The sequence below is a fragment of the Vibrio sp. B7 genome (assembly GCF_963888765.1).
Taxonomy (GTDB): Bacteria; Pseudomonadota; Gammaproteobacteria; order Enterobacterales; family Vibrionaceae; genus Vibrio; species Vibrio anguillarum.
Genome location: NZ_CAWPKR010000039.1, coordinates 74,126 through 99,330, shown reverse-complemented (window position 1 = coordinate 99,330; position 25,205 = coordinate 74,126). Strand labels below are relative to the sequence as shown.

Sequence of the window (25,205 nt, the reverse complement as noted above, 5' to 3'; positions counted from 1 at the left end):
ATCGTAGCAACCAATAGTATTAAGAAGTTTTCTCTCAAATTTAAAAATATAATCCTCATGAATTAATTACCCTTGAGTTTCCATAAATTATTGGTAAAAAATATATCATTGGGAATGCCTCAAATGTTATCGTTGTCATTCCAAATATTACATATACAGCAATAATTGAAAGTCTCGAACTATTCTTATCGATTAGTGCCTTATAAGTAAAGTAAATCACAACACCAAGATACATTAGAGAACCTAAATATCCAAGATTTCCTTGAACTGATGCAATAACTGAATCAGCAGCTTCATAAACCTTACTAGGATCTAACATTGAAAAAAGTAAATTAGCCGTATTAGTATTGTAACCAAACTCACCAGACAGAAAACCTACATTTTGGAATGCAACCATTATCAGATTAAATCGTCCAACACCAGATAAAGCCACATAGTTTTCACGATTTAACAGACCATCTAAGTTAAGTAGAATAGTAGGTAATATTATTATCAATGATAATGCAGAAAACATTATGTACCGGATAGGCACGATGAATATCGTCAATAAAGCAACTAATGTAATCAAACCAGTACCAGATCTGGTCAAAAATATAGAAAATGCTCCAACTAAAAATAATAACATTGTTGCTTTTCTATTAAAATATTCTTTTTTATAAGCAAGAAAAGCAATTGCTGCACATGTGAAGAATGCACTTGTATTCGGTGCCATGAATATACCGATAACACGGGAAGACATACCAAAATCAGTAGTTCCAAACCAATGAGGCATAAAGGATAACTGGTAAATTTGAGTGACTATGTTAATAATAAAAATGTATGAAATAAGATAGACAGATGTCTTTTCGAGTTTTTTTAGATCAATAACCGTTAGCCATATTATTATAAAGACAGGTAGTATCCATCGAAATCCAGCAAGAAAATAAATTTCCTTTGTATCAATGTATGTATATACTGCACTAATCAAAACAAACAAACCAAACATTAAAGTTGTAATCAAAAGTGGTGTTTTTGATCTGTACAAAAACAGTGGTAATAATGTAAAAAAAAGCGCGATGACAAGTATATCTTTTATAAATTTAAAAATAGGAAATATTCCTGCACTAGCGAGTGATGTAAAAGCACCAGAATACATAGGAATTTGATCAAAGACACTCATCACCGTAGTAAACGAGAGTAATATGAAATAAAGCCTTATAATTAAGGCCTCCATTTCTTCTTCGTTGTGAAGTCTTTTGATACCCAAAATATTTTTCGATATTGCTGTCATCTAATGGCACTCCCTTATGCGCGGAATCCGCATAAGTACCACCGTCATGCCCATCGCCCTAGTTATCATAGAAGTAGAGGAAACACCATGACTAAGATCACCAAATCGCTTCAAGAAATCCAACCGAACTTCTACATATAGGCTAATCGCTTTCCAGTCATCTCGGCCAGAAAGTACAGCACAAATTGTTAACAAAATGATATCAGTTAACTTGTGCTCGACTTTACCTTTTTGGTGGTAATCTGGAGTGATATCGAAATACATAAATGGTTGCTGGTTACTCATCATTAGACCTCCAATTTGTCTATGGAGGTAATTAGAAAACACTAAAAATGATCGTCAAATTGATCATTGATTAATTGTTTGTTGTGTGATGCCGTTATCCATCGACACAAGAAAACTGTGAGCTCACTATGCTACAAACCGTTTAAAGATGCGTATGTTCATGATTTTTCCTTGGGCACGCTACCGCCCTTAGGTCTAACTCCTACAAGCGGTTCTACCTTAAGTGAACTCTTCCTTTACAAAATCAGGAAGTACTATTGGGCAGAAATACTACATCAAAACAATACATAGCGCGAGACTGTCGCTAGCCTAGATTAGATTTTGTGATTACAGCCACTAGCTAAGCCGCTATAATGCGCATAATTGTTCGTATTATAACCATAGGAATTTTGTATGATCATCGTAACTGGTGGCGCTGGCATGATTGGCAGCAACATTATCAAGGCGCTTAATGAACAAGGTATTAATGATATTCTTGTTGTCGATAACTTAAAAAATGGTCGTAAATTCAAAAACCTGGTTGATCTGGACATTGCCGATTATATGGACAGAGATGATTTCTTGGTGCAGATCATGTCTGGTGAGGATTTCGGCCCTATCGAAGCCGTATTTCATGAAGGCGCTTGCTCTGCCACTACCGAGTGGGACGGCAAGTATGTGATGCTTAATAACTATGAATATTCTAAAGAGCTACTACACTACTGCTTAGAGCGCGACATTCCATTTTTGTATGCTTCATCAGCCGCAACCTATGGCGATACCGATACCTTCATTGAAGAAAAAGAGTATGAAGGTGCGCTGAATGTGTATGGCTATTCCAAGCAGCAGTTTGATAACTATGTGCGCCGCATTTGGCAAGAAGCACAAACACACGGTGAGACCCTTTCCCAAATTACCGGTTTTCGTTATTTCAATGTCTATGGCCCGCGTGAACAGCACAAAGGCTCAATGGCTTCTGTTGCTTTTCATTTAAATAATCAAATGAATGCGGGTGAAAACCCGAAACTGTTTGCAGGTAGTGAAACCTTCCAGCGTGATTTCGTTTATGTGGGTGACGTCGCGGCTGTGAATTTATGGTTTATGAACAGCGGAGTATCCGGTATTTATAACTTAGGTACTGGCAATGCTGAATCTTTCCAAGAAGTGGCCAAAGCCGTTATCAAGCACCATGGTAAAGGTGAGGTTGAAACCATTCCATTCCCAGAGCACTTAAAAGGTGCTTACCAAGAGTTCACCGAGGCCGATTTAACGAAATTGCGCGCCGCTGGTTGCCAACATCAATTTAAGACGGTGGCTGAAGGTGTGGCTGAGTATATGGCGTTGATTAATAAGTAATGATGGCTGAAATCACTCCCTACTAACCTCCCTCTAAAAGGGGGAGGAACTAGTAAACATATCTCCCTAAAAGGCTGCTCTCTTCTTACTGGAAGACTAATATGGAGTAACCATTGGAAGGGGAAGAATGAAAAATTGATCGTGTTTTTTAGACATATGAAAAGCATTTGCTGCTAACTCGTGGAGTATTGATGAATATATTAATGGCCTTATCTCAACTTGAGGTCACTGGGGCAGAGGTTTACGCCACAACCGCTGGCGATGAACTGACAAAGCGTGGGCATAAGGTATTTTATGTTTCCGATACGCTAACAAAACCTCACCAAGGGCTATTTTATAAACTCCGTTTTAATAAACGCAGTATTCCTCGCCGCTTTTGGCATGTGGGTTATCTTATTTATCTGATTAAGAAACACCATATCCAACTAGTGCATGCTCACTCTCGCGCCTCCAGTTGGAGTTGTCACATTGCTTGCAAATTAACAAATACGCCTATGGTCACCACAGTACATGGTCGTCAGCCTGTACACGCATCTCGTAAAAAATTTCACGCCATGGGTGACAAAGCACTACCGGTTTGTGAGGCCATTGAACAACAACTCATGACTGAATTGAATGTTCCACAAAGCTCGCTCGTCGTAAGCCGAAACGGCATTGAAACGCAAGAATTCACTTGGCAAAACGCTCCTCAAAATAGCAAACCCGTGGTCAGTATTATTGGTAGGTTAACCGGCCCCAAAGGGGATCTTTGCTATCGGTTGCTCGATGAGTGTTTAGACTCAGCAAAATACCAGATTCAGGTCATATCTGGCTCTAAAATTGAAGCGCGTTTTGATAAGTTTACTTCTGACGTTCACTTTCTTGGTTATTCACAAGATGTCGTCTCGATACTTGCTCAATCAGACTTAGTCATTGGGGCTGGCAGAGTGGCAATGGAATCTTTGCTGTGTGGACGGCCTACCCTGGCAATCGGTGAGGCAAGTGCAATTGGTATTGTCGATGACGATAATATCGCTGCGGCCATGGCAAGCAACTTCGGTGACATCGGGCCTAAAGATCTCGATATTGATTTTTCAAAAGTTAGTCAATATGTAGAACAAGGGTTAAAAACACCACACTGCTCGCCACAAGTCAGTGAGATAATTCAGCACAGCTACAGCTTAACCAATGTGGTCGATCAAATAGAAGATATTTATCAAACGGTTCATGTTGAAAAGCTGCGTAAAGAGATGCCGATTATTATGTATCATCGCTTTATTAAGGATGAAAGTGAAAAGGGCGTACATGGTACCTATCTGCATATTGACATGCTTGAAAAGCACTTCAACCTGCTAAAAAAAATGGGGTTTGAAACGCTAACCTTTAAAGATTTAGCGGATAAAGGGCTTATTCACCGCCTTGAATCAGGCAGGCGCTATATCATCTTAACGGTTGATGACGGCTATCAAGATAACTACGAATTGATGTTGCCGCTATTACGAAAATACGGTTTTAAAGCGGTTGTCTATGTAGTAACGGGGGAGGATTTTAACCGTTGGGATGTTGAAGTACCGAGCAACCCAGAAAAACCAGTGCCTTTAATGTCTCGTCAGCAAGTCAAAGCATTACACGATTCAGGGCTAGTTGAAATTGGCGGCCATACAATGACTCATCCATTTCTCAGCAAACTCAGTGAATCTGAACAGCGTAAAGAGATCTCACGCAATAAGCTTGAACTCGAAGAGCTACTAGGCGAACAACTGGTTTCTTTTGCATACCCCTATGGCGATCATGATGCGCACTCAAAACAGATCGTGCATCAATGTGGCTATCAATTTGCGGTTGCAACCAACAGCGGCCCATTGTTAATTCATCAAGATCCATATCAAATACGACGTATTGCTATTTTCCCTAAAACCGATGTGTTTGGCCTATGGCGCAAAGTGCGCGGTAATTATACATTCAGAAAATCGACGAAATAATAAGAATGGAATCACGAATGAACAAACTTCTTAACGTGAATAATTTTGCGCTATCATCATTATTCTTAGTTCCAGCACTCCTTCTATCGACTAATAATTTTAGTGTTGTCATTGTCGCATTTATCGTTTTATTCTCAATTCACGACCTAGTTAAGAATAAAACTCATTGTGATTTTAATAAATATGACTTACTGATCACTTGTTGTCTTGGTTCCTATTTTTTTGCCAATTTACCAATTACAATAGTCGATGGTAGTACGTTCAGGTACTTTCAAGGCGGTAGTCGTTTATTGTTATGTATTCCTGTTTATTTAATGTTCAGAAAAGCTTTCATCCTCCGCTCGGCACAAGCCTATGAATGGTTATCTATTGGCGTCATAGTTGGTTCTTTTGGTGCGCTGGTTATTGCTCTTTATCAGTTCGTTATACTCCATATGCCACGTGTTGACGGTTTTCTCTTTAGTATCAACTTTGGTTATTTGGCGTGCTCATTGGCATTTCTATCTTTATGTTTATCTATAAAAAATCCTAAATATAGAGTCTTATTATTTTTAGCATTCATCGCCTCAATTATTTCAACAGTATTAACTTTAACTCGTGGCGCCATATTTGCTATTCCGCTACTTCTGATATTGTGTGCGCTACTAAATTGGAAAAGACTAAATCTAAAATTAACATCAACGTTCATTGTGGGTTTTATCGCTCTATCATTAGGGACTTATTGGAATTCCGATTCAGTAAAACAACGAATAGATTATACAGCTTATGAGGTGTCTCATATTATTTCCGGAGATGTAGAAGCGGCAACATCTACAGGTACTCGATTCTATTTATGGAAAGCTGCAACGGAAGCGTTTAAACAAAGCCCATTCATTGGTTTACCTTATAATGAACGAGAAACTCTCAATAAGCAGCTTTATGCTGAAGGTAAAGTGAATGAATACACTCGGAATTTAACTCGTGGTCATGCCCATAGCCAATATTTCGAAATGCTAGCGAGTAATGGAATATTAGGTATAATTGCCATTATTATGATGCTTGTAGTACCTTTTGCGGTCTTTACTCAACACTACAGGAAAACCGATAGCCTCTGGGGTTACACAGGTACGGTATTTGTCGCTGGGTTCATGCTCTTTTGCTTAACAGAAGCACCATTACAAGCTAACTTAATCAGCGCATTCTATGGCTTTATGCTTGCAACCTTCTTTGCTCTTATTCGTATAGAAAAGTACAATGCCGTTCAACAGCCAAACTGATGAGCAGCAGGACATGAAGATTCTGATTATCGGCCCTTCTTGGGTTGGCGACATGGTCATGTCGCAAAGCCTCTACACCACATTGAAGCAAAACTACCCCGCTGCGACGATTGATGTTCTAGCCCCCGCTTGGTGCAAACCGATTTTGGAGCGCATGCCAGAAGTGAATTGCGCCATTGAAATGTCGATTGGACATGGCGCATTTAATCTTGTAGGTCGATGGGCACTGGCTAAAGAATTAAAGCGCAATGGCTATACGCACACATACGTTTTACCTAACTCGGCTAAGTCAGCTTTAATTCCTCTGTTTGCTGGTATTCCATCTCGTACGGGCTGGAAAGGTGAATTTCGTTATGGTTTGCTCAATGATCTTCGCCCAAATCGCAAAGTTTTTCAGTTTATGGTGGAGCGTTATGTTGCTCTTGCTTATTCTAAGGAAAGCATGCTTAGTGAAGTTCAGCTAGAAACCTGCCCTCGCCCTTCTCTATTCATCGATAGCAAAGCTCAACAGTATACAATGTCAAGATTAGGTTTATCGACCCTAAAACCGATTATCGGTTTATGCCCAGGAGCAGAATTTGGCCCGGCTAAAAGATGGCCAGATAAATACTATGCTGAAGTTGCGAACGCTTTGATTGAAAAAGGCCAACAAATTTGGTTATTTGGTTCAGCCAAAGATAAAGTGGTGACAAGCGCTATCCGCAATGCGCTTCCGAAGGAATTACAAAATTCGTGCTTTGATCTAGCCGGTGAGACATCCTTAATTGAGGCAGTTGATTTGCTTGCAGCTTGCCATACTGTCGTCTGCAACGATTCTGGGCTGATGCATGTATCAGCCGCTGTTGGGTGTAATATTGTTGCAATATATGGCTCAAGCTCACCAAAATACACACCACCATTGGCAGATAGTGTCGAAATTATACACACTGACATAGAATGCCGCCCTTGCTTTCAACGCGAGTGTCCACTTAAGCACCTTGACTGTTTGAACAAGCTATCACCAGATTTGGTAATGGCTGCCGTAAACAAATTTATTGGATAAACTTGATGCAACATCTTTGGTTTGAACGCGGTGCTTATGCATCCAAGCAAGCAAAAAAATACTTAACTCATGAGTTTTCACCCGAGAAGGTGAAAAAGATTGCGATTTTTCGTCACGCTGCATTAGGTGATCAGGTCATTGTTCGCCCCTTTCTTATTGAAGCGAGAAAATTTTTTCCTAACGCAAAAATCACGCTAGTGGGTGTCTCTAACTATCAATATGGAACACCTTCAGATCTCGCTGATGAAACCATTTTTATGATTGGTCGACATCGCAAGCATGAACTGAATTGGAAGCAGAAGATCCAGCAATTTACGCAATTAGAAGAACAAGACATCATCTTTGATGTAGCTGGCACAAGCCGTTCTTATTGGATGACGTTGCTCAGTAAAGCCAAGTTGAAATTTGGTTTCCCATACAAACCTTATTTATGTGGAAGCTTGTACAATATTGCGGTATTTCGATCTGATTTTCAGCCAGAGCTTGAATGCATGCTCGATATGCTGAAAATGCTCGGACATAACCCACAAAGACCATTAGATTTTGGGTACCCAAGTCACCTAGAACTGTACGATAAAGAACAAAGCAAACCTAACATTCTCTATTTTAATGGCGCATCAACTCAATCAAAAATTCTGACTCGAGAACAAATGAAGAGTTTCATTGAGCTCGCAATTACAACTTTTCCAAACCATCAACATGTCTATCTAGAAGGAAAAAATGATTTTGAAAAAGGTGATTTTCTTCGTCATTTGGAAGTTAACCATAATTTCACGATTCAGCCTTGTCTGTCATTAGATGAACTAGTCGAATACATTGCCAAGGCGCGCTTAGTGGTGGCTCCTGATACGGGAGTGAGAAATATTGCTGTGTCAACTCATACACCGACCGTTGGTATTTTCTACTCAACCGTACCATTTAGATACACTCCATTAGAAGGTGATCACCGCATTGTCATGAATGCGAACGGTGATATTCCTAGTAACCAACAAATTATTGCAGAGATGGCTACTGCATTAGAACAAAATAAAGAGACAGTATGAATAACTTCCCTATTATGGTTGCAAACCGCACCATCAAGTTGATTGGTAATATTTTTAAAGTGCTTTCATACCCATTCCACTTTGTTTTTCCTAAAGTACGATTCACTATTCCTGAATATTCTCCAGCCAAAATTCAAACAAAAAATAGCAGTGGTGTACCTAAAATTATTTGGCAAACCAACTATTCAAACCGTAGTAGTCTACCTATCTATTTGAATTATCTATTCAATCGTCTAATGTCACTAAGCTACGATTATCGCTATGTCAGCACCGAAGCACGAGAAGAATATTTACGCGAAAATGCATCACAAGAAGTTTATGATGCATATATGAAGTTGACCGATGGTGCTGCTCAAGCCGATTTATGGCGTGTGACAACTTTATACCAACAAGGCGGTGTCTATATGGATATTGATGCCACATTGGTTTGGCCGCTTAGTCGACTACTAAAAGGCATCAATGACGCGTTATATATCAAGATCAAAAATGGGACTGAAATTACTAATTACTTTTTAGCGACAGCGCCACAAAACCCTCATTTCCAGAAAGTGATGGATACGATTGTGTATAACATCCAGAACTATGATGTTAAAAAAGGAGTTTACGGGACAACAGGACCTGCGGTATTCAATGATGTTTTAAAAGATGAATCCATTCAATATCGTCGTCGCCGTCATGTTTGTATCCAAGGCACATTTACCAATGAGTATTTTCAATATTTAGACAAGCCTCGTGGTAAATGGACTCACCAGAAACCTGAAGATCTAATCAAGAAGTAAACGAGGTCATTGTGCTCATTCGTTGGCTGTATACGTTCCTACTCACTATTGTTTCTCCATTTTTGATGTGGAGTCTGTACAGAAAACGAGATGGCAAGCCATCCGTGGGTGCTCGCTGGAAAGAACATTTTGGTTTCACACCGCCACTTGAAACTAATAAATCACCGATTTGGATCCATGCGGTATCGGTTGGAGAAACACTTTCCGTTTCTCCACTGATAAAAAAACTCAAATCACAATATCCTGATCAGCCGATTGTTATTACCACCACAACGCCTACTGGTGCAGAACAAGCGGCTAAATTACAAGGTATTGCCGAACATCGCTATATGCCATTTGACTTCTCTTTTGCCATTCGTGGTTTTTTAAATGCTATCAAGCCTAGCCAACTACTCATCATGGAAACTGAGCTTTGGCCGAATACGCTACATACTGTCGCAAGATCGGGTATTCCTATCACTGTTATTAATGCTCGTTTATCTGAGCGTTCATGCCAGCGGTACGCAAAAGTTCAGCCAATATTTAACATGCTAGCGAAAAATTTAACCCGAGTACTATGTCAATATCCCGACGATGCACAGCGCTTTATTCGATTGGGTGTGACAAAAGAAAAAATTTTCGTCACTGGCTCAATTAAGTTTGATATCGATATAGACCAAACAACCATACAAAAAGGCCAGCAGTTAAGATCTAATCTGGGGAGAAATCGTCCAATTTGGATTGCGGCAAGCACTCATCAAGGTGAGGATGAACAGGTATTAGCAGCCCATGCTGAAGTACTTAAAGAGCACCCTAACGCATTGCTTATTCTTGTCCCGCGTCACCCAGAGCGATTTAATGCTGTTTTTGAGCTGTGTAAAACACAATTTATTAGTGTGCGACGAACTGAAACAGAGTCTGAACTTGATCCAGAAGTACAGGTGTATCTAGGTGATACAATGGGAGAAATGCTGGTACTAATGGGTGCTGCTGACATTTGTTTTATGGGCGGAAGCTTACTGGGTGATAAAGTTGGAGGTCATAATATGCTTGAGCCTGCAGCACTAGGTAAACCAGTGCTAACAGGACCAAGTTACTATAATTTTACGGATATAACAGAACAACTAATCAAAGCTGAGGGATTAGAGGTTGTCACTACGGCTAAAGCAATCTCAAAATCTATATCTCAAGCATTCAATGATAAAAATGTACTTCACTCTAAATCACAATCAACTCGACTCGTAATTGATAAAAACCGTGGATCACTAGCGAACACAATATTAGCCATTGAACTAATAATTTAATTAGGTTAGTGCTTGCTTTAGCTGTTCCTCTCCAAAATTATTGATATCTGTAATAGCAATAATAACATTTGCATGTTCAGAGTTAGGGTGCCAGTTGCTGAAATTAACCTTATCTTGTTTATAAATTGCAATCTGCGGTTTATTAAAACCAGATGCGACGTGAACTATTGATGTATCAACAGAAACCACTAACTTCGCTTTCTCGACAATAGCAATGGCATCATAAATAGAATCACTCTGATCAAAGTGACGAATACTTGCAGTAGTAAGGGACATAGCGTCCAAAAGATCTCTTGTATCAGGAGCCGATAATAGAACCACACTCAATGACTTATCCCATTCTTTGATTGCACTAATGATTTTATTTATCGAGTCCTTGTTCAACTTCCTTTCGTTGCCACTACCAAATGGATTAATCAGCACAAACTCATTGATATTATTTTCAGTCAAGAAAAGTTGTGCTTTTTCCATAGAAGAGGGAACAAGAGGAACTATATAATTCTCTGCTGATTCAGTTATACCCAATAGAGTTGCAATATAGTTAAACTTATCAGCATAATGCATATTTCTAATATCATCAGAAATTTTTAAATTAATCAGCTTTAAATCAGGATCTAGGCCAATATTTATTTTAGACTTTAACTTATTCAGCAAATAAATATCTTTCATTTTCATATCAAGATTAAAAGCGACTACTGCATCGACCGACCCAACTTGCGTACAGACTTCTTTCATTTCACTGTATGACGGTCGCTTACTTAGATGCACAACTTGATCAACACCAAAGTGTTCTGTAAACAATGGTGCCATCGCAGAGGTAGTCAGCACTTTAATTTTTATTTCTGGGCGGTACTTTTTAAGTTTCTTGAGTACCCCGGAGGAAACAATAGCATCACCCAATTTTGCATCATTACGGATAAATAGAATGCTATTAACATTCTCTAAATCTAATTTAGATACTTTTGATGAATCAAAAAGAATGATTCCAAGATGACGTCTTATTTTATCTCTGGTAATTTGAAGTCGAGATATGAGTCCTCTTATCATAGATAATTACCTTTTAATTGATTTATGCATAACATTCCACCATGTCAATCTGATGGTCCTTGAAAGCCTTTCTATTTCTCTAAACATTTTATTCTTTAAGGCAACTTTGGCTAATTTTTTTTTGTTCTGAATTTGGCTTTCCATATCAGATGGATTGTATATAGCATATGGCAATAATCCCATAGAAGATATGTGATGTTTATATGGTTCGCCAATAAAATTATCGACAGCACATAACCATTGCTCACTTTCGTCTAAAAATCTACGTGCCGCTTTCGGTGTAATGCTATATCCCCTAGCTCCTCCAGCATTATCCATCCACATCACAACTTGAAAGCCATCATGAGTATTTTCAATCATTTTACAATTAAAGTTTGTATCCTGAGGTTCAAGACGTAAATAGTCGTATTTTTTATGTAACTCAGGAAGCTTATCAATAACAAGCGAAAAAAATGGTGTTGGTAAAAAATCATCTTCAAATATTACTATGGGCTCATCTAACTCAACGCATTTTTCCCAGAGTGAATAATGACTCGCATATACGCCCTTTTCCCCAGGAGTCAAAGGTCTACCACGATATTTGATTCGATAATCATCATTTGGCTTCATAGCCAACTTAGGTGGTAACCCACTAAAACCATTTACAGCTTCAAAAAACTCACATTCAACATCTATTTCTGACAGTTTTTTCTGGACCCGCTCTCGTCTAGCATTGGCCTCTTTCAAGTTAATCACAAATAATTTCATTTTCTTTTACTCTCACTATACGCATGTAATAGTTGATCAAAACTTATCTTTAAGGTGTTGATAGATCTATTTTTTTGTTCTTTCTCAAACGATCGCTTCAATCTATCTAAATTTCCTTTCTTCCAGCTCTCGCCTTGTTGCTGGCAGCACTTATCAAAATCAATAATCCATACCTTCTCTTGGTCATCAATCAAGATGTTATGGATATTGAGATCGGTGTGATTAACTTGCGCATCATGCATTTTGCGGATTTCTCGACCTATTTTTTCATACATTTCAGTCGGTAATGGACGTTCTTGTAAAATAGACACCAGATCGCGGGCGTTCGGGATTTTTTCGCTGAGTAAATCGGCCTGGTAACAAAAAGTGCGCTTTACTGCTCGCGCTGCAATCGGGCGTGGAACATTTACCCCAGACTCTCTCAGAGTATTGAGCAATTCAAATTCTTGGAAGCTGCGCGTTTTCTGCCAACCAGAAAAAAAGTAGTGATCACTTACTAACTTACCGAACAATCCACCACGCTTATAGTGGCGTAGTGCTGCTTCTATTTTTTCAGCTTTTACAAACCATGTCGTACCGCGTCCCATTGCACTACCTGTGACGCTACCAGCCTGCAGCCAAAACTCAGGGTTAAAACAGCGGAGCGGATCTTCAACTAGAAAATGCTCGTCATACCAAATTGTTTGATTCTCTTTTTTCAGCGTTTTCATCGTTTCACTTTTTAATGACGAGATTGAATGTGCTTCATCATGCTTGTTTGGTATTTTACATTTATCGGCGCTATCTGCATAATTCTTACTAACTTTCTCTATACCGATGTCACTTATGGCTCTCTTTTCTTCTGCTCCACGCTCAATTTGTGTGTTGCGTCTGTCGGCGATTGGCGATGTGTGCAATGCAGTGGCCACCGTGCAAGCAATTCAACACCAATGGCCTGAAACTCATATCACGTGGATCACTGGAAAACTGGAAGCGCAGTTACTCACTGATTTGCCTAATGTAAACGTGGTTATATTCGACAAAAAACAGGGATGGAAAGCATATCAAAAACTGTGGGCAGAACTTAAAGGGCAATCCTTCGATGCGCTTTTGCATATGCAGTATGCCTTTCGTGCCAGTATTGCCACTCTGGGTATTAAAGCTAAATATAAACTCGGTTTTGATGCCGCCCGCAGCCAAGATTTCCAGCACCTATTTACTAATGTAAAAGTGATATCACCTCAAGCGCCTCATGTATTAGATGGCTTACTCGCGTTTGCTGAATGCCTTGGAGTCAAAGAGCTAGAACCTAAGTGGTCACTTACTTATTCAGATTCCGATCATCAATGGGCCAAGCAGCAACTTGCACATTCAAAGCGTAATTTAGTCGTGGTTCCTGCCGCGAGTAAGGCTTATAAAAATTGGACCGCTGAAGGTTATGTAGCAGTGATAACGCATGCTCAACAACTTGGTTGGCATATCATTTTGGCCGGTAGCCCTGCGCAAATTGAAGTTGATCTAGCAGCCGAAATAGCGAGTAAACTTACTCAGCCGGTACTCAATGTCGTTGGTAAAAGCCAGCTTAAAGAGATGTTGGCACTGCTCGACTTAGCCGATTTAGTGATAGCGCCAGATACAGGCCCAGCGCACATGGCAAATGCAATGAATACTCCCGTTATCGGTTTATACGCTCACCATAATCCGCAGCGCACAGGGCCTTATCAGTATCGTGATTATGTGGTGTCGGCTTATGAAGAAGCACTGTTTGCCGAAACAGGAAAAACGAAAGAGCAAGTCAGTTGGCGTACTCGCGTCAAAGATGAACAAGCGATGCAGCGCATTCAAGCAAGCCATGTTATCCAAATGTTTGATAAGATAACGGCTGATTTTCAGCTAAACCCAATATCCGAGGAATGAATGTGAGCAAACCTACTTTAGCCGTTGCGCTGATCGTTAAAAATGAAGCGCAACATTTGCAAGCTTGCTTGGAAACCGTTCACCAATGGGTAGATGAAATCGTCGTCTTAGATTCAGGTAGCAGTGATAATACCGAAGAGATTGCACGCCGTTATACTGACAAGTTTTTTGTCAATTCACAGTGGTCTGGGTTTGGCCCACAGCGCAGCTTAGCGCAGTCGTATGTCGAGTCTGATTATGTGTTGTGGCTAGATGCCGATGAACGCGTGACCAAAGAGTTAAAAGATAGCATTCAGCAAGCGGTCGCCGCTAATAAACCCAATACACTGTATCAATTTGCCCGTTTAAGTTGGGTTTTTGGCCGCTATATTCGCCACTGTGGTTGGTATCCTGATCGCGTGTTGCGCCTCTACCCAACTCAATTAACGCAATATAACGAGGCTTTGGTGCATGAAAAAGTCGAAGTCGCAGATGGCATGAAAGTCGAGAATCTTGCAGGTGATGCGATTCACTACACCTATAACGACATTCATCATTATTTAGTTAAATCAGCAGGTTATGCAAAAGCATGGGCAGAGCAACGAGAAAAACGTGGTAAGAAAAGCAGCATTAGCCAAGGTATTTTGCATGCGTTTGGCTGCTTTTTGAAAATGTACGTCATCAAAGCTGGCTTTTTAGATGGCAAACAAGGCTTTTTACTTTCTTTATTATCGGCGCATTCCACCTTTGTTAAATACGCCGATTTATGGGTTAGAACCAGTACTGAGCCGCCCAAGGGTTAAGTTCGGCTAACACCGCATTAATATCAATGCGGCTCATATCGGCCTGAGTTTCTTTGTCTTTTGCTGGTGGTGGACAAAAAGCGATATGGCGACCTTGTGAATTCAATGGTCGCCAACGCAGTGGCGTGGCTGAACGTTTGGCGGGGAAAAAGCCTACAGTGGGCACATCAATCGCAGCAGCGATATGCAAAGGCCCGGTTGAACCTGCAATAAAAATATCAGCGCAAGCAATCGAGCGTGAGAAATCAACAAGCCCTTCATTTTTATCATACAGTGCCGCTCGCCCGCCCTTTTCTTCAATCAAAGCTTTTAACTGCGCGGCTTTCACTTCTTCTCCCGGCCCGGCGGTAAGGATAATTTCTTGCTTGCCATCAATCCCCATCACTAACTGCGTGTATTGCTCTAGCGACAAATTATTCGCCGAACCGCCGCTTCCGGCGTGTACAAACATCCACGCTTTACTGCTATCGAGATGAAGTTGTGCAGCCAGTTTGCTTTTTTGTTCAACAAGCATCGCTTGGTCAAATTGCAGATAAGGTGCGCTCGGCTCGACAACCTCTTTGCCAATATCATGCAAAAAAGCGCGTACCAAATCTAAGTTATACTCATATTCTGCTTTGGCTGATTGAGAGCGTTTTTGCTTAATTCGTTTGTTGTAAAAAATTTGAGCGAATTTAGTCGCCGGCGCTAAACGATAAGGAATACGAGATTTCCAAACTAATAGTGCATTGTAAGTGGTCGAGAAGAGGTTGATCGAGGCATCAAAGTGTTGCTGTTTAATCGCTTTAATACATTGCTTTTTCTTCGCAGAGGACGCGTTTTCCGTTGGGTCGACCATCACAGCATCAATCCACGGGCAAAGCTCGGCCAGCGCGACGGTATAGCTGGGGACTAACGCGGTAATATGGCAATCTGGCAACGAGGCTTTTAGCATCGCAAAACTTGGCCAAGCCAGCATGAAATCACCAATTTTATCGTTACGGATCACCAACAACTTGTTCATCGTCTCTTCTCTCACTCGCTAAGTGTCACAGTTTAATGCGGGCTACATCATACCGAGTTCAATAGGTAATTTTGAGTCTTTTTGTTAATATCAATGCCAGTTAACCAATATGAGCCTTCCACTGTGAGCCAAAAAAGAATTTCGCGTGTGATTTATCCCGGCACTTTTGATCCCATCACCAATGGTCATTTGGATCTGATCGAACGCGCCGCCAATATGTTTGATGAAGTGATCATCGCCGTCGCCGCCAGCCCAAGCAAAAACACCATGTTTACTCTGCAAGAACGGGTCGCCTTTGCCAGCGCAGTCACTCAACATTTAGAGAATGTCACTGCCAAAGGATTTGCTGGATTAATGGTCGATTTTGCGCGTGATGAAAAAGCCAATGTGCTGATCCGCGGTTTGCGTACTACGGTTGACTTCGAGTATGAATTTGGTTTGACCAACATGTACCGCCGTTTGATGCCGGGGCTGGAAAGTGTGTTTCTTACACCATCAGAGGAGCATGCGTTTATCTCCTCCACCATTGTGCGTGAAGTGGCGATTCATGGTGGAGAAGTTGATCAATTTGTTCCTGACATTGTCGCTAACGCCTTGCATGGCAAGAAAATATAGCCTTTAGGACGTACCTTATTTTTGGCAAGCAGAGCAGAAAAAGGTGTTACGCTGACCAATTTTCAGCGCTTCAATCGCTTGCCCACACGCTGAGCAAGGCTGCTGTGCTTTGCCATACACATTAAGCTCTTGAGCAAAATATCCCGGTTTGCCATCCGCTTGTGCAAAATCTTTTAAGGTTGTGCCACCTTGTTGAATCGCCGTTGCTAAGACTGATTTGATTTCTCGCACGAGGCAATTCCACTCAGTCAGTGTCAGCGAATGAGCGGGCCGAGTGGGGAGAATTCGCGCATTAAACAATGATTCACTCGCGTAGATATTGCCTACGCCAACCACCACTTTATTTTCCATAATAAATTGCTTAACGGCGATACGTTTGCTGTTCGCTTTTTGCGCAATGTAATCTGCATCAAAATCATCGGTTAATGGCTCAGGACCGATATTACTTAACACCGAGTGGCTTTCTCCTTGTTCGCACCATAGCCAAGCGCCAAATCGACGTGGATCGTGGTAGCGCAGTACCTTGCCATTGGTTAATCGCAGATCAACGTGATCATGCTTACCTGCCGGAAAATCACACTCCAATACTCGCAATGAACCTGACATTCCCAAGTGAACAATCGCACTGCCAATATCGGTCTCTATCAATAAATATTTGGCTCGACGGGCAATATTGCGGATCACTTGCCCTTCTAACTGTTTCAGCTCTTGAGGGATGGCCCAACGTAATTTGGGCGTGCGAAATGTCAGTTGCTGGATCGTTTGACCAACTAGATGCGGGCTAATCCCCATTTTACTTACTTCAACTTCGGGTAACTCAGGCATGATAAATCTCGATTCTTCATTCGTCGTTCTTGGTTTGTTCAACGCTCAAAGAGAAATAATGGCTCAGTTCGGAAAAAGAAAAGCTTCTTCTACCGAAAGTGCCACCCATTTCTCTTGCCAATTTTTCAATAACCAAAACTGGGGGGTTTGGTAGTAGGTGATCCTTTGCGGCTCTTCGCGATCCTGATACCACACCTCCACGGTTTGTGGGTTACGTAGTAGAGACGCAAGCGACTCGTAAGTGGCATCATCTACTTCTGTACCAACTAAACTCTGCCAGCGTTGTGCCAATATTTCAGGTGCAACTGAAATTGCTTTGCTTGATCGCCAACGATTTTGATTCAGTTCAAGTGACCAGTCAGTAAAATGCAGTGCTTGCAGCTCTGCATTTGGATTAATCACATAAGGATAAGGGCTAGCAGGCGGTTCAATAAGATAAGTTTTGATGACTGTGGGTAAATTCAAAATGGCAATAAAAGCAATAACAGCCAAGATAAGAATATTATTCCAACGGCGGCGATTGATACGCATAAGTGATCCCTAAGAGTTTATCTTTGAGTAACTTAGCACATTATAGTGAGAGCTGACATTGCTGGGTACAAATTCCAGACAATAAAAAACCCAGCCAAAGCTGGGTCTTTCAATGCTTACAAAGCGTAAAATCAATTACTTGATTTTACCTTCTTTGTAAAGAACGTGCTGGCGAACTACTGGATCAAATTTCTTGATCTCAAATTTGCCTGGCATGTTGCGTTTGTTCTTGTCAGTTGTGTAGAAGTGACCAGTACCTGCAGAAGATATTAGTCGAATTTTCTCACGAATGCCTTTAGCCATTGCTCAATTCCTCTTAAACGTTTTCGCCACGTGCACGGATATCAACAAGAACAGCATCAATGCCTTTCTTATCGATGATACGCATGCCTTTAGCAGTTAGACGTAGTTTAACAAAACGTTTTTCGCTCTCTACCCAGAAACGATGAGTTTGTAGGTTCGGCAGAAAACGACGCTTAGTAGCATTTCGTGCGTGTGAACGGTTGTTACCCGTTATTGGACGCTTACCAGTTACTTGGCATACTCGGGACATGAATGTCTTCTCCAAATCGTTTCAGCTCGATATCAACCTTGGTGGCCGAACCTCGTTCTCGATGTATTAAGAAGTTTGAGGTTAAAAACCGTTATGGAAAATCCATACAAGGCTATCAAAGGTCGCGTATTATACTAACTTGACATGCATTGCTCAAGACCCGAACAGATCCTTTTTACGGATTTGGCGATCTTTTTTTAAGCAGAGCTGATTTAGGTTGATAATTTAGTGCGCGAATCATACCAGAATAATCTTAAGTCACAACCTAAAATGTGATTCAAATCCACCCTCTTTCTGCAAAAGAAATTACCTCGCCATCGCCCACCACAAAATGGTCCAAAATACGGATGTCCACTAACGCTAGTGCATCGGTTAATCGACGTGTGATTCTGCGATCGGCTTGGCTAGGCTCAGCAACGCCTGACGGATGATTATGGGCCAATATTAATGCCGCCGCATTATGGTGGAGTGCTCTTTTAACCACCTCACGAGGGTAAACGCTGGCCGCGTCAATCGTCCCCTCAAACAATACTTCATCGCTGATCACTCGGTGTTGATTATCCAAAAACAGAATATAGAAGGCTTCTCGATGGCGATCGCGTAGCACACTCGATAAATAAAGCTTGGTTTGCTCTGGGCTAGTCAAAGCGCCACCTCGTTTGAGCGTTTCGGCCAAATAGCGCTGCGTCATTTCAAGCACCGCCTGCAATTGAACGTATTTGGCTTCGCCCAACCCTTTATGGCGGCAAAACTCTTGCTGGTTGGCCAAAAAAAGCGCTCGAAGTGATCCAAACTCGCGCAGCAGCAGATCCGAGAGAGCAAGCACATTCATTCCTTGAGTACCAGTACGAAGAAAAATCGCCAGCAGTTCAGCATCCGATAATGCCTGAGGACCGCGAGCAAGCAATTTTTCGCGTGGCATTGATTCTGTGGGCAGTGATTTGAGGCTCATTAAGCACTCCTAGGGCTAAAGGTACTCAGACAACATAGAGAAATAGCCAAGCCTGCAACTTTGCTTCTCTTTATTTAGGCTTAATTCATGGTTTTTTGTAATTGATAAGTGATGAAAGACGCAGAAACACTCGTCCAATATAAAAGGATTGAGCGGATCATAAGGTCACTCGATGCGAGAGTTGTGCTAACATAATGCGCAGAATTTTTGAGGAAAAGACAATGCAAACACTGGCAGGAAAAAAGATTCTGCTCGGCATTAGCGGCGGTATTGCTGCGTATAAATGTGCTGAGCTAACGCGTCGCTTGATTGAGCGAGGCGCTCAAGTACAAGTGGTGATGACCCACGCTGCAAAAGAGTTTATAACGCCACTGACCATGCAAGCCGTCTCTGGCAGGCCAGTTTCAGATAGCTTATTAAACCCAGCCGCCGAAGCGTCTATGGGCCATATTGAACTTGCCAAATGGGCAGACTTAGTCCTACTGGCTCCCGCGACTGCGGATCTCATCGCGCGCGTCGCCGCAGGGATGGGTAATGATTTACTCACCACTTTGATTTTAGCCACCAATGCGCCAGTGGCCGTCTCGCCGGCAATGAATCAGCAGATGTATCGCAATATCGCCACACAAGAGAATATTGCCACGCTTAAACGCCGAGGCATGATGATTTGGGGCCCAGCAGCTGGTGAACAGGCGTGTGGCGATGTTGGCCCGGGCCGCATGCTTGAGCCAATGCAATTGGTTGAGCGCTGCGAGTTTTTTTTCCAAACAGAGGTGGCAAACAACACACTGCTCGCCGGTAAGTCACTGTTGATTAGCGCAGGCCCAACCCGTGAAGCACTCGATCCAGTCCGCTATATCAGTAACCACAGTTCAGGCAAAATGGGGTATGCGATTGCGCAGGCCGCCGCTCAATTGGGCGCGAAAGTGACTCTGATCAGTGGCCCGGTCAATTTGCTCACACCGCCACAAGTACAACGTATTGATGTGGAAAGTGCCTGCGATATGCATCAGCAAGTGATGGCGCAAGCGCAATCACATGATGTGTTCATCAGTTGCGCCGCCGTAGCCGACTATCGCCCTGAGATCGTCGCCGATCAAAAGATCAAAAAAACCGATGCGAGCGATCACATGCTCATCACCATGGTCAAAAATCCCGACATCGTCGCCAGCGTAGCCGCATTGAAAGAAAACCGCCCGTTCACGGTAGGCTTTGCTGCTGAAACGCAGCAAGTTGAAAAATATGCCCGCGCTAAACTGCTCAACAAAAAACTGGATATGATCTGCGCCAATGATGTTTCTGTTGCAGGCCAAGGCTTTAATAGTAACGACAATGCGCTGACCGTTTACTGGCAAGGTGGAGAGCAAGCATTACCTTTGAGTTCAAAATCTGCATTAGCTCACGCGCTGATGCAACTGATCGCGAGTCAACTGTAGGCTACAAACAGACGTTCTAAGCTTCTTTTAGGGTTCATAGCGTTTATTGGGTGGTAAAATCACCACCCAGTTCAATCATTTTCATTTTTACGCTACGCAGTCCGAAAACTGTCCGTTAAACTACTGCGCTTAATGGACAATACCCAAACCATCTGAAGGGTATAAATATTTGCTCACAAGCATGTGGTAACTAAAAGGAAATCGAGTCATGGCCGTCAATAAGAAAATCAATCGTCGTGAAGAGATTCTACAAGCACTCGCTGAAATGCTGGAATCTAACGATGGCGCATCACGCATCACCACAGCAAAGCTAGCCAAACAAGTGGGCGTTTCTGAAGCGGCTTTGTACCGTCATTTTCCGAGTAAAGCACGGATGTTTGAAGGCTTGATTGAGTTTATTGAAGAGTCTTTAATGTCGCGGATTAATCGCATTTTGGATGAAGAGAAAGATACACTCAACCGCATCCGCTTAGTGCTACAGCTTATCTTGGCTTTTTCGGAACGTAACCCGGGCTTGACACGAATTTTATCCGGCCATGCTCTAATGTTTGAAAATGAGCGACTGCGTGAACGGATCAACCAACTGTTCGAACGCATAGAAACGTCACTACGCCAGATCCTTCGCGAACGTAAACTGCGTGAAGGTAAATCCTTCCCCGTCGACGAAAGCATTTTAGCCGCTCAACTGCTTGGCCAAGTGGAAGGAAGCCTAAATCGCTTTGTGCGATCTGACTTTAAATACCAACCGACGGCAAATTTTGAAGAGTATTGGGCATTATTAAGCGCTCAGATTCAGTAAAAACAAACCACCACCGTCGTGACAAAGAATCATCATCAGTGAAAGAATCAAGAGTAATGAGCAAAGAAAAATACGGTAAACCTGAGTTTTCCCTCTCGCTACTGCACCCTAAATATTGGGGCGTGTGGCTTAGCTTTGGGCTACTCGCTTTAGTGGTCAACCTGCTTCCTTATTCTGCGTTACTAAAAATAGGACGCAGCATGGGCGCGTTTGGAATGCGCTTTGCTAACAAGCGAGTACACATTGCCACGCGTAATCTACAGCTATCTTTTCCAGAGAAAAGTGCAGGTGAGATTGAGCATATTGTTAACGAAAACTTTAAAAACACTGGCATGGCACTGATAGAAACCGGAATTACTTGGTTTTGGCCGACTTGGCGTTTTGCTCGCCTACTTGATGTGAAAGATGTCAGCGCCCTTTTGCAACTCAAACAAGAAAAACGTGGCGCACTGCTGTGTTGCGTACATGCGTTAAATTTAGAAATTACGGCACGTGCTTTTGGTGTAATAGGCCTTGAAGGCTATGGCGTTTACCGCCCACACAGCAACCCTGCGTATGAATTTATCCAATACCGTGGTCGCACACGCAATGGCAATAAACTTATCTACCGCACCGACATTAAACAGATGATCCGCGTACTCAAACAGGGCGAGCGCCTATTTTATCTACCCGATCAAGATTACGGCCATAACAAATCGGTGTTTGTTCCCTTCTTTGCGGTCAAAGAAGCGTGTACCACCACAGGCACCAGTATTCTGGCTTATACTAGCCAATGTGCGATTGTCCCTGGTTCAGGGTTTCGAAACGCCAACGGAAAATATGAAATCATCGCCGATAAAACCATTGATGGCGACTATCCAAAAGATGACATGACCGCCGCCGCCGCTTACATGAATAAATACGTTGAAGAAGTGATTCTACGCGCACCAGAACAGTGGATGTGGCTGCATAAGCGTTTTAAATCTTTGCCAGATGAAACGTTAACTAACTCTCGCTATTTATAACTAGAAAAAGGTTTTGCTTTCAATGAGCAACAACGAAAACAGCACAGACAAACACTTGCACAACCCCACATTCCAATGGTCTTTTTTACACCCAAAACATTGGGGAACTTGGATTGGGATCTTCTTTGCCGCTATGTTCGCCTTTATGCCACCCGTATGGCGAGATAGGCTAGCACGCAAATTATCCACCTTTGCGGTACGCAAAAACGGCCGTGTTGTACGCCGCACGCGAGTGAATCTGGAAAAATGCTTTCCTGAAAAATCCCCGCAAGAACGCCAGGCTATTTTGGAAGAAACCTTTGTCAAAGCAGCACAATACATGCTCGGTTATTCGGAGTTTTTGGTTCGTTCCACGAAACACAATCAGCAACGCGGCATCATGATTGGTGAAGAGAACTTATTGCCATTGTTAGATGCTGGAGAAAACGTGATCATCCTCGCCCCTCACGCTTGGGCGGTCGATTACCCTGCGGTAATGCTTGCGGCAAAAGGCTATAAAGTAACCACCATCATGAAGCCACAGCGCAATCCTATCGGTGATTGGTTAATGCACGTCCAACGCATGCAATATGGCGGGCGTATTTTTGCACGTGATGCTGGAGTAAAACCGTTTGTACGTTCAATTAAAGATGGATACTTAGGCTACTGGCTGCCCGATGAAGACTTTGGCCCGGCCAACTCGGTCTTTGTTCCATTCTTTGGCACTGAAAAAGCCACGTTAAAAGGTTTTGGTAAAATGGCGCGCCTATCAAAAGCGAAAGTCGTGCCAATTTTGCCTGCTTATAACGATAAAACCAGTAAGTACGAAGTGCATATTTTGCCTGCATTAGAAAACTTTCCAACGGGCGATGAAGAGCAAGATGCACGCGCTATGAATAAGGCGATTGAAGATTTAGTCACACCACGCCCAGAACAGTACATGTGGAATTTATCACTGTTGAAAACGCAGCGTGATGGCTCGGAAATTTACGATAACTCGCACCATGGTGATCAAAGTTAATCGCTAGAATAACTAAACTAATAACAAACAAGCCCCGAGCGTCAAACTCGGGGCTTTTACTTTTCAATAAGTGGCTCTACGATTCGCAAATAAGTTGATGCTTAAATTCCGTACTGCGCACGATACGCTTTTACCGCCTCAAGGTGCTTAGCATCTGCCCCTTTCTCTTCAAGGTAAGTAACCAGATCGGTCAGGCTAACAATTGAGATGATCGCGCAACCAAAATCACGCTCGACTTCTTGAATTGCAGAAAGCTCTCCTTTGCCTTTTTCTTGGCGGTCAATTGCCACCAAGACACCAGCAAGATCCGCACCGTGAGCTTGAATGATTTCCATCGACTCACGAATGGCAGTACCAGCTGTAATGACATCATCCACCAGCATAATGCGCCCTTCTAATGCGCTACCGACCAAGTTACCGCCCTCACCGTGGTCTTTCGCTTCTTTACGGTTAAAGCAATACGGCGTATCAACATCATGATGATCAGCCAACGCTACTGCAGTTGTAGTCGCAATTGGGATCCCTTTGTACGCAGGTCCAAATAGCACATCAAACTCAATCCCAGAATCGACCAAAGCAGCGGCATAAAAACGCCCTAAGCGCGCTAAATCACGGCCAGTATTAAACAAGCCAGCGTTAAAGAAATAAGGGCTTTTTCGGCCAGACTTCAAAGTAAACTCGCCAAACTTCAAGACTTCTTTTTCTAGTGCAAATTCAATAAATTCACGCTGGTATGCTTTCATGATTTTCTCTCTCTTAACTCATACACTTTGGTTTATTTCTCTTTCCCAACAAGAACAACCCCCTCCTAGCCTCCCCCTAAAAGGGGAGGTACTAAGATGATGCATTCCCTCCCCTCAAGGGCAATATTGGGAACACTTCCTTTATTCCCTCCCCTTATAGGGGAGGGTTAGGGTGGGGTCATCACGTACAACAATACAATGAATAAAACGGGCAAAAAAATAGCCCCCAACTGGGAGCTACTTGATCAATCTAATAACGATGCTTTCTGCGCTTCAACAATATCAGCGATGCCTTTCTTGGAAACGGCCAGTAAATCCATCAGCTCTTCATGGCTAAACGGTTCACCCTCTGCGGTGCCTTGAATTTCAATCATCTTACCGTTTTCAGTCATCACCACATTCATATCGGTATCAGCGGCAGAATCTTCCACGTATTCCAAATCACATAAAATGTTTTCACCCAAGATGCCTACTGAGACAGCAGCAACATGGCCCTTCATTGGATTCTTCTTCAATTTACCGCTAGCAACCAGATGAGCAAACGCATCCGCCAGTGCCACACTTGCGCCCGTAATTGATGCAGTGCGAGTACCGCCATCCGCTTGAATAACGTCACAGTCAACCGTGATCATCACCTCTGGCATTGCCTCTAAATCCACCACAGCACGTAAGCTGCGAGCGATGAGACGTTGAATCTCCATGGTGCGGCCACCTTGTTTACCGTTGGTCGCTTCACGACGAGTCCGTGAATGGGTTGCACGTGGCAGCATGCCGTATTCGGCAGTAACCCAACCTTTGCCCTGACCTTTCAACCAGCGAGGAACACCCTCTTCGACAGTGGCATTACACAATACTTTGGTATTACCAAATTCCACCAATACTGACCCTTCAGCATAAGCAGTGTAGTTGCGAGTGATTTTAATTGGGCGAATTTGATCGGCCGCGCGGTCATTTGGACGCATAGTGCATCTACCTTTTATCGGGTGAGACGGAATCGATTGGGGCGAGATTATAGCGG

The 25,205-nt window shown here is 42.4% G+C and carries 27 protein-coding genes; 14 read left to right on the top strand and 13 right to left on the bottom strand.

Going from position 1 to position 25,205, the window contains the following annotated elements; translation table 11 throughout:
• Positions 1-55: 55 nt before the first annotated feature.
• Positions 56-1,270: a hypothetical protein gene (locus tag AACV32_RS16380; RefSeq protein WP_017045904.1), complete on the bottom strand. Its 1,215-nt coding sequence runs from the start codon at positions 1,268-1,270 to the stop codon at positions 56-58.
• On the bottom strand, positions 1,271-1,555 hold the full coding sequence (locus AACV32_RS16375; RefSeq protein ID WP_249339508.1) for a transposase family protein: 285 nt from the start codon (positions 1,553-1,555) through the stop codon (positions 1,271-1,273).
• Between the two features lie 393 nt (positions 1,556-1,948).
• On the opposite strand from AACV32_RS16375, the gene rfaD reads away from it, so the two are divergent.
• From rfaD to waaA, 7 genes are all read left to right on the top strand, one after another.
• Positions 1,949-2,890: an ADP-glyceromanno-heptose 6-epimerase gene (rfaD, locus tag AACV32_RS16370; protein ID WP_017045906.1), complete on the top strand. Its 942-nt coding sequence runs from the start codon at positions 1,949-1,951 to the stop codon at positions 2,888-2,890.
• A gap of 191 nt (positions 2,891-3,081) precedes the next feature.
• On the top strand, positions 3,082-4,851 hold the full coding sequence (locus tag AACV32_RS16365; RefSeq protein WP_026028626.1) for a polysaccharide deacetylase family protein: 1,770 nt from the start codon (positions 3,082-3,084) through the stop codon (positions 4,849-4,851).
• A gap of 5 nt (positions 4,852-4,856) precedes the next feature.
• Positions 4,857-6,107 carry an O-antigen ligase family protein gene (locus tag AACV32_RS16360; protein WP_170895466.1) on the top strand — a complete coding sequence of 417 codons (1,251 nt, stop codon included), beginning with the start codon at positions 4,857-4,859 and terminating at the stop codon, positions 6,105-6,107.
• Positions 6,108-6,120: 13 nt separating this feature from the next.
• Positions 6,121-7,149 (top strand): lipopolysaccharide heptosyltransferase II, encoded by a 1,029-nt coding sequence (gene waaF, locus AACV32_RS16355; RefSeq protein ID WP_170895467.1) that lies wholly within the window; start codon positions 6,121-6,123, stop codon positions 7,147-7,149.
• A gap of 5 nt (positions 7,150-7,154) precedes the next feature.
• The gene (locus AACV32_RS16350) at positions 7,155-8,192 is read left to right on the top strand and encodes a glycosyltransferase family 9 protein (RefSeq protein ID WP_170895468.1); all 1,038 of its coding nucleotides are present in this window, start codon (positions 7,155-7,157) and stop codon (positions 8,190-8,192) included.
• Positions 8,189-8,971: a glycosyltransferase family 32 protein gene (locus AACV32_RS16345; protein WP_017045911.1), complete on the top strand. Its 783-nt coding sequence runs from the start codon at positions 8,189-8,191 to the stop codon at positions 8,969-8,971. Before AACV32_RS16350 ends, AACV32_RS16345 begins: the two co-directional genes overlap by 4 nt.
• Before the next feature lie 11 nt (positions 8,972-8,982).
• Complete coding sequence (gene waaA / locus AACV32_RS16340) at positions 8,983-10,254, top strand: lipid IV(A) 3-deoxy-D-manno-octulosonic acid transferase (RefSeq protein WP_170895469.1); 1,272 nt, start codon at positions 8,983-8,985, stop codon at positions 10,252-10,254.
• On the opposite strand, the gene AACV32_RS16335 is transcribed toward waaA, so the two are convergent.
• Genes AACV32_RS16335 through AACV32_RS16325 form a run of 3 tightly spaced genes read right to left on the bottom strand, consistent with a single transcriptional unit; the run spans position 10,255 to position 12,758 of the window.
• Positions 10,255-11,301 (bottom strand): glycosyltransferase family 9 protein, encoded by a 1,047-nt coding sequence (locus AACV32_RS16335; protein ID WP_170895470.1) that lies wholly within the window; start codon positions 11,299-11,301, stop codon positions 10,255-10,257.
• 6 nt (positions 11,302-11,307) lie between these two features.
• On the bottom strand, positions 11,308-12,048 hold the full coding sequence (locus AACV32_RS16330; RefSeq protein ID WP_170895471.1) for a glycosyltransferase family 25 protein: 741 nt from the start codon (positions 12,046-12,048) through the stop codon (positions 11,308-11,310).
• Positions 12,045-12,758, bottom strand: coding sequence for a 3-deoxy-D-manno-octulosonic acid kinase (locus tag AACV32_RS16325; protein WP_170895472.1), 714 nt, complete (start codon positions 12,756-12,758; stop codon positions 12,045-12,047). Before AACV32_RS16325 ends, AACV32_RS16330 begins: the two co-directional genes overlap by 4 nt.
• 115 nt (positions 12,759-12,873) lie before the next feature.
• Here AACV32_RS16325 and AACV32_RS16320 point away from each other — a divergent pair, with 115 nt between their 5' ends.
• A complete protein-coding gene (locus tag AACV32_RS16320) occupies positions 12,874-13,944 on the top strand; it encodes a glycosyltransferase family 9 protein (protein WP_170895473.1) in 1,071 nt (356 codons plus the stop codon).
• Positions 13,941-14,726, top strand: a complete 786-nt coding sequence (locus AACV32_RS16315; RefSeq protein WP_170895474.1) for a glycosyltransferase family 2 protein — start codon at positions 13,941-13,943, stop codon at positions 14,724-14,726. The genes AACV32_RS16320 and AACV32_RS16315 overlap by 4 nt, the downstream gene beginning before the upstream one ends.
• On the opposite strand, the gene AACV32_RS16310 is transcribed toward AACV32_RS16315, so the two are convergent.
• Positions 14,695-15,729 (bottom strand): glycosyltransferase family 9 protein, encoded by a 1,035-nt coding sequence (locus AACV32_RS16310; protein WP_170895475.1) that lies wholly within the window; start codon positions 15,727-15,729, stop codon positions 14,695-14,697. The two genes, AACV32_RS16315 and AACV32_RS16310, sit on opposite strands and share 32 nt — an antisense overlap.
• A 123-nt stretch (positions 15,730-15,852) precedes the next feature.
• On the opposite strand from AACV32_RS16310, the gene coaD reads away from it, so the two are divergent.
• Entirely contained in the window at positions 15,853-16,344 is a 492-nt protein-coding gene (gene coaD / locus AACV32_RS16305) for a pantetheine-phosphate adenylyltransferase (RefSeq protein WP_026028196.1), read from the top strand.
• 15 nt (positions 16,345-16,359) lie between these two features.
• Here the strand turns inward: coaD and mutM are convergent, their stop codons facing one another.
• The 5 genes from mutM to radC all read right to left on the bottom strand — a co-directional run bounded on the left by mutM (position 16,360) and on the right by radC (position 19,205).
• Positions 16,360-17,169: a bifunctional DNA-formamidopyrimidine glycosylase/DNA-(apurinic or apyrimidinic site) lyase gene (mutM, locus tag AACV32_RS16300; protein WP_017045920.1), complete on the bottom strand. Its 810-nt coding sequence runs from the start codon at positions 17,167-17,169 to the stop codon at positions 16,360-16,362.
• 63 nt (positions 17,170-17,232) lie between these two features.
• Entirely contained in the window at positions 17,233-17,700 is a 468-nt protein-coding gene (locus AACV32_RS16295) for a hypothetical protein (RefSeq protein ID WP_017045921.1), read from the bottom strand.
• Between the two features lie 135 nt (positions 17,701-17,835).
• A complete protein-coding gene (gene rpmG / locus AACV32_RS16290; protein ID WP_010318992.1) occupies positions 17,836-18,003 on the bottom strand; it encodes a 50S ribosomal protein L33 in 168 nt (55 codons plus the stop codon).
• A 13-nt stretch (positions 18,004-18,016) separates the two neighbouring features.
• Positions 18,017-18,253 (bottom strand): 50S ribosomal protein L28, encoded by a 237-nt coding sequence (gene rpmB, locus AACV32_RS16285; protein WP_004397476.1) that lies wholly within the window; start codon positions 18,251-18,253, stop codon positions 18,017-18,019.
• Positions 18,254-18,530: 277 nt separating this feature from the next.
• Entirely contained in the window at positions 18,531-19,205 is a 675-nt protein-coding gene (gene radC / locus AACV32_RS16280; RefSeq protein ID WP_017050807.1) for a RadC family protein, read from the bottom strand.
• 221 nt (positions 19,206-19,426) lie between these two features.
• Between radC and coaBC the strand changes: the two genes are divergently transcribed.
• The 4 genes from coaBC to lpxM all read left to right on the top strand — a co-directional run bounded on the left by coaBC (position 19,427) and on the right by lpxM (position 23,444).
• Positions 19,427-20,641: a bifunctional phosphopantothenoylcysteine decarboxylase/phosphopantothenate--cysteine ligase CoaBC gene (gene coaBC, locus AACV32_RS16275; protein ID WP_249339507.1), complete on the top strand. Its 1,215-nt coding sequence runs from the start codon at positions 19,427-19,429 to the stop codon at positions 20,639-20,641.
• Between the two features lie 208 nt (positions 20,642-20,849).
• Positions 20,850-21,440 (top strand): nucleoid occlusion factor SlmA, encoded by a 591-nt coding sequence (slmA, locus tag AACV32_RS16270; protein ID WP_013855724.1) that lies wholly within the window; start codon positions 20,850-20,852, stop codon positions 21,438-21,440.
• A gap of 56 nt (positions 21,441-21,496) precedes the next feature.
• Positions 21,497-22,444: an LpxL/LpxP family Kdo(2)-lipid IV(A) lauroyl/palmitoleoyl acyltransferase gene (gene lpxL, locus AACV32_RS16265; RefSeq protein WP_017048263.1), complete on the top strand. Its 948-nt coding sequence runs from the start codon at positions 21,497-21,499 to the stop codon at positions 22,442-22,444.
• Positions 22,445-22,466: 22 nt separating this feature from the next.
• Positions 22,467-23,444 (top strand): lauroyl-Kdo(2)-lipid IV(A) myristoyltransferase, encoded by a 978-nt coding sequence (gene lpxM, locus AACV32_RS16260; protein WP_026028740.1) that lies wholly within the window; start codon positions 22,467-22,469, stop codon positions 23,442-23,444.
• A gap of 101 nt (positions 23,445-23,545) precedes the next feature.
• Here the strand turns inward: lpxM and pyrE are convergent, their stop codons facing one another.
• A complete protein-coding gene (gene pyrE, locus AACV32_RS16255; protein ID WP_017045925.1) occupies positions 23,546-24,187 on the bottom strand; it encodes an orotate phosphoribosyltransferase in 642 nt (213 codons plus the stop codon).
• Between the two features lie 245 nt (positions 24,188-24,432).
• Positions 24,433-25,149, bottom strand: a complete 717-nt coding sequence (gene rph / locus AACV32_RS16250) for a ribonuclease PH (RefSeq protein WP_170895477.1) — start codon at positions 25,147-25,149, stop codon at positions 24,433-24,435.
• Positions 25,150-25,205 lie beyond the last annotated feature (56 nt).

Excerpts from the sequence above, each read along its gene's own strand:
- AACV32_RS16360 (WP_170895466.1), top strand. The coding sequence starts at position 4,857 with ATGGAATCACGAATGAACAAACTTCTTAACGTGAATAATTTTGCGCTA.
- AACV32_RS16335 (WP_170895470.1), bottom strand. The coding sequence starts at position 11,301 with ATGATAAGAGGACTCATATCTCGACTTCAAATTACCAGAGATAAAATA.
- AACV32_RS16345 (WP_017045911.1), top strand. The coding sequence starts at position 8,189 with ATGAATAACTTCCCTATTATGGTTGCAAACCGCACCATCAAGTTGATT.
- rph (WP_170895477.1), bottom strand. The coding sequence starts at position 25,149 with ATGCGTCCAAATGACCGCGCGGCCGATCAAATTCGCCCAATTAAAATC.
- lpxM (WP_026028740.1), top strand. The coding sequence starts at position 22,467 with ATGAGCAACAACGAAAACAGCACAGACAAACACTTGCACAACCCCACA.
- AACV32_RS16350 (WP_170895468.1), top strand. The coding sequence starts at position 7,155 with ATGCAACATCTTTGGTTTGAACGCGGTGCTTATGCATCCAAGCAAGCA.
- AACV32_RS16330 (WP_170895471.1), bottom strand. The coding sequence starts at position 12,048 with ATGAAATTATTTGTGATTAACTTGAAAGAGGCCAATGCTAGACGAGAG.
- AACV32_RS16295 (WP_017045921.1), bottom strand. The coding sequence starts at position 17,700 with ATGCGTATCAATCGCCGCCGTTGGAATAATATTCTTATCTTGGCTGTT.
- AACV32_RS16375 (WP_249339508.1), bottom strand. The coding sequence starts at position 1,555 with ATGAGTAACCAGCAACCATTTATGTATTTCGATATCACTCCAGATTAC.
- lpxL (WP_017048263.1), top strand. The coding sequence starts at position 21,497 with ATGAGCAAAGAAAAATACGGTAAACCTGAGTTTTCCCTCTCGCTACTG.
- AACV32_RS16365 (WP_026028626.1), top strand. The coding sequence starts at position 3,082 with ATGAATATATTAATGGCCTTATCTCAACTTGAGGTCACTGGGGCAGAG.
- rpmG (WP_010318992.1), bottom strand. The coding sequence starts at position 18,003 with ATGGCTAAAGGCATTCGTGAGAAAATTCGACTAATATCTTCTGCAGGT.
- AACV32_RS16325 (WP_170895472.1), bottom strand. The coding sequence starts at position 12,758 with ATGAAAACGCTGAAAAAAGAGAATCAAACAATTTGGTATGACGAGCAT.
- rfaD (WP_017045906.1), top strand. The coding sequence starts at position 1,949 with ATGATCATCGTAACTGGTGGCGCTGGCATGATTGGCAGCAACATTATC.
- AACV32_RS16380 (WP_017045904.1), bottom strand. The coding sequence starts at position 1,270 with ATGACAGCAATATCGAAAAATATTTTGGGTATCAAAAGACTTCACAAC.
- AACV32_RS16315 (WP_170895474.1), top strand. The coding sequence starts at position 13,941 with ATGAATGTGAGCAAACCTACTTTAGCCGTTGCGCTGATCGTTAAAAAT.
- mutM (WP_017045920.1), bottom strand. The coding sequence starts at position 17,169 with ATGCCTGAGTTACCCGAAGTTGAAGTAAGTAAAATGGGGATTAGCCCG.
- slmA (WP_013855724.1), top strand. The coding sequence starts at position 20,850 with ATGGCCGTCAATAAGAAAATCAATCGTCGTGAAGAGATTCTACAAGCA.
- AACV32_RS16310 (WP_170895475.1), bottom strand. The coding sequence starts at position 15,729 with ATGAACAAGTTGTTGGTGATCCGTAACGATAAAATTGGTGATTTCATG.
- waaF (WP_170895467.1), top strand. The coding sequence starts at position 6,121 with ATGAAGATTCTGATTATCGGCCCTTCTTGGGTTGGCGACATGGTCATG.
- rpmB (WP_004397476.1), bottom strand. The coding sequence starts at position 18,253 with ATGTCCCGAGTATGCCAAGTAACTGGTAAGCGTCCAATAACGGGTAAC.
- coaBC (WP_249339507.1), top strand. The coding sequence starts at position 19,427 with ATGCAAACACTGGCAGGAAAAAAGATTCTGCTCGGCATTAGCGGCGGT.
- radC (WP_017050807.1), bottom strand. The coding sequence starts at position 19,205 with ATGAGCCTCAAATCACTGCCCACAGAATCAATGCCACGCGAAAAATTG.
- pyrE (WP_017045925.1), bottom strand. The coding sequence starts at position 24,187 with ATGAAAGCATACCAGCGTGAATTTATTGAATTTGCACTAGAAAAAGAA.
- AACV32_RS16320 (WP_170895473.1), top strand. The coding sequence starts at position 12,874 with ATGGCTCTCTTTTCTTCTGCTCCACGCTCAATTTGTGTGTTGCGTCTG.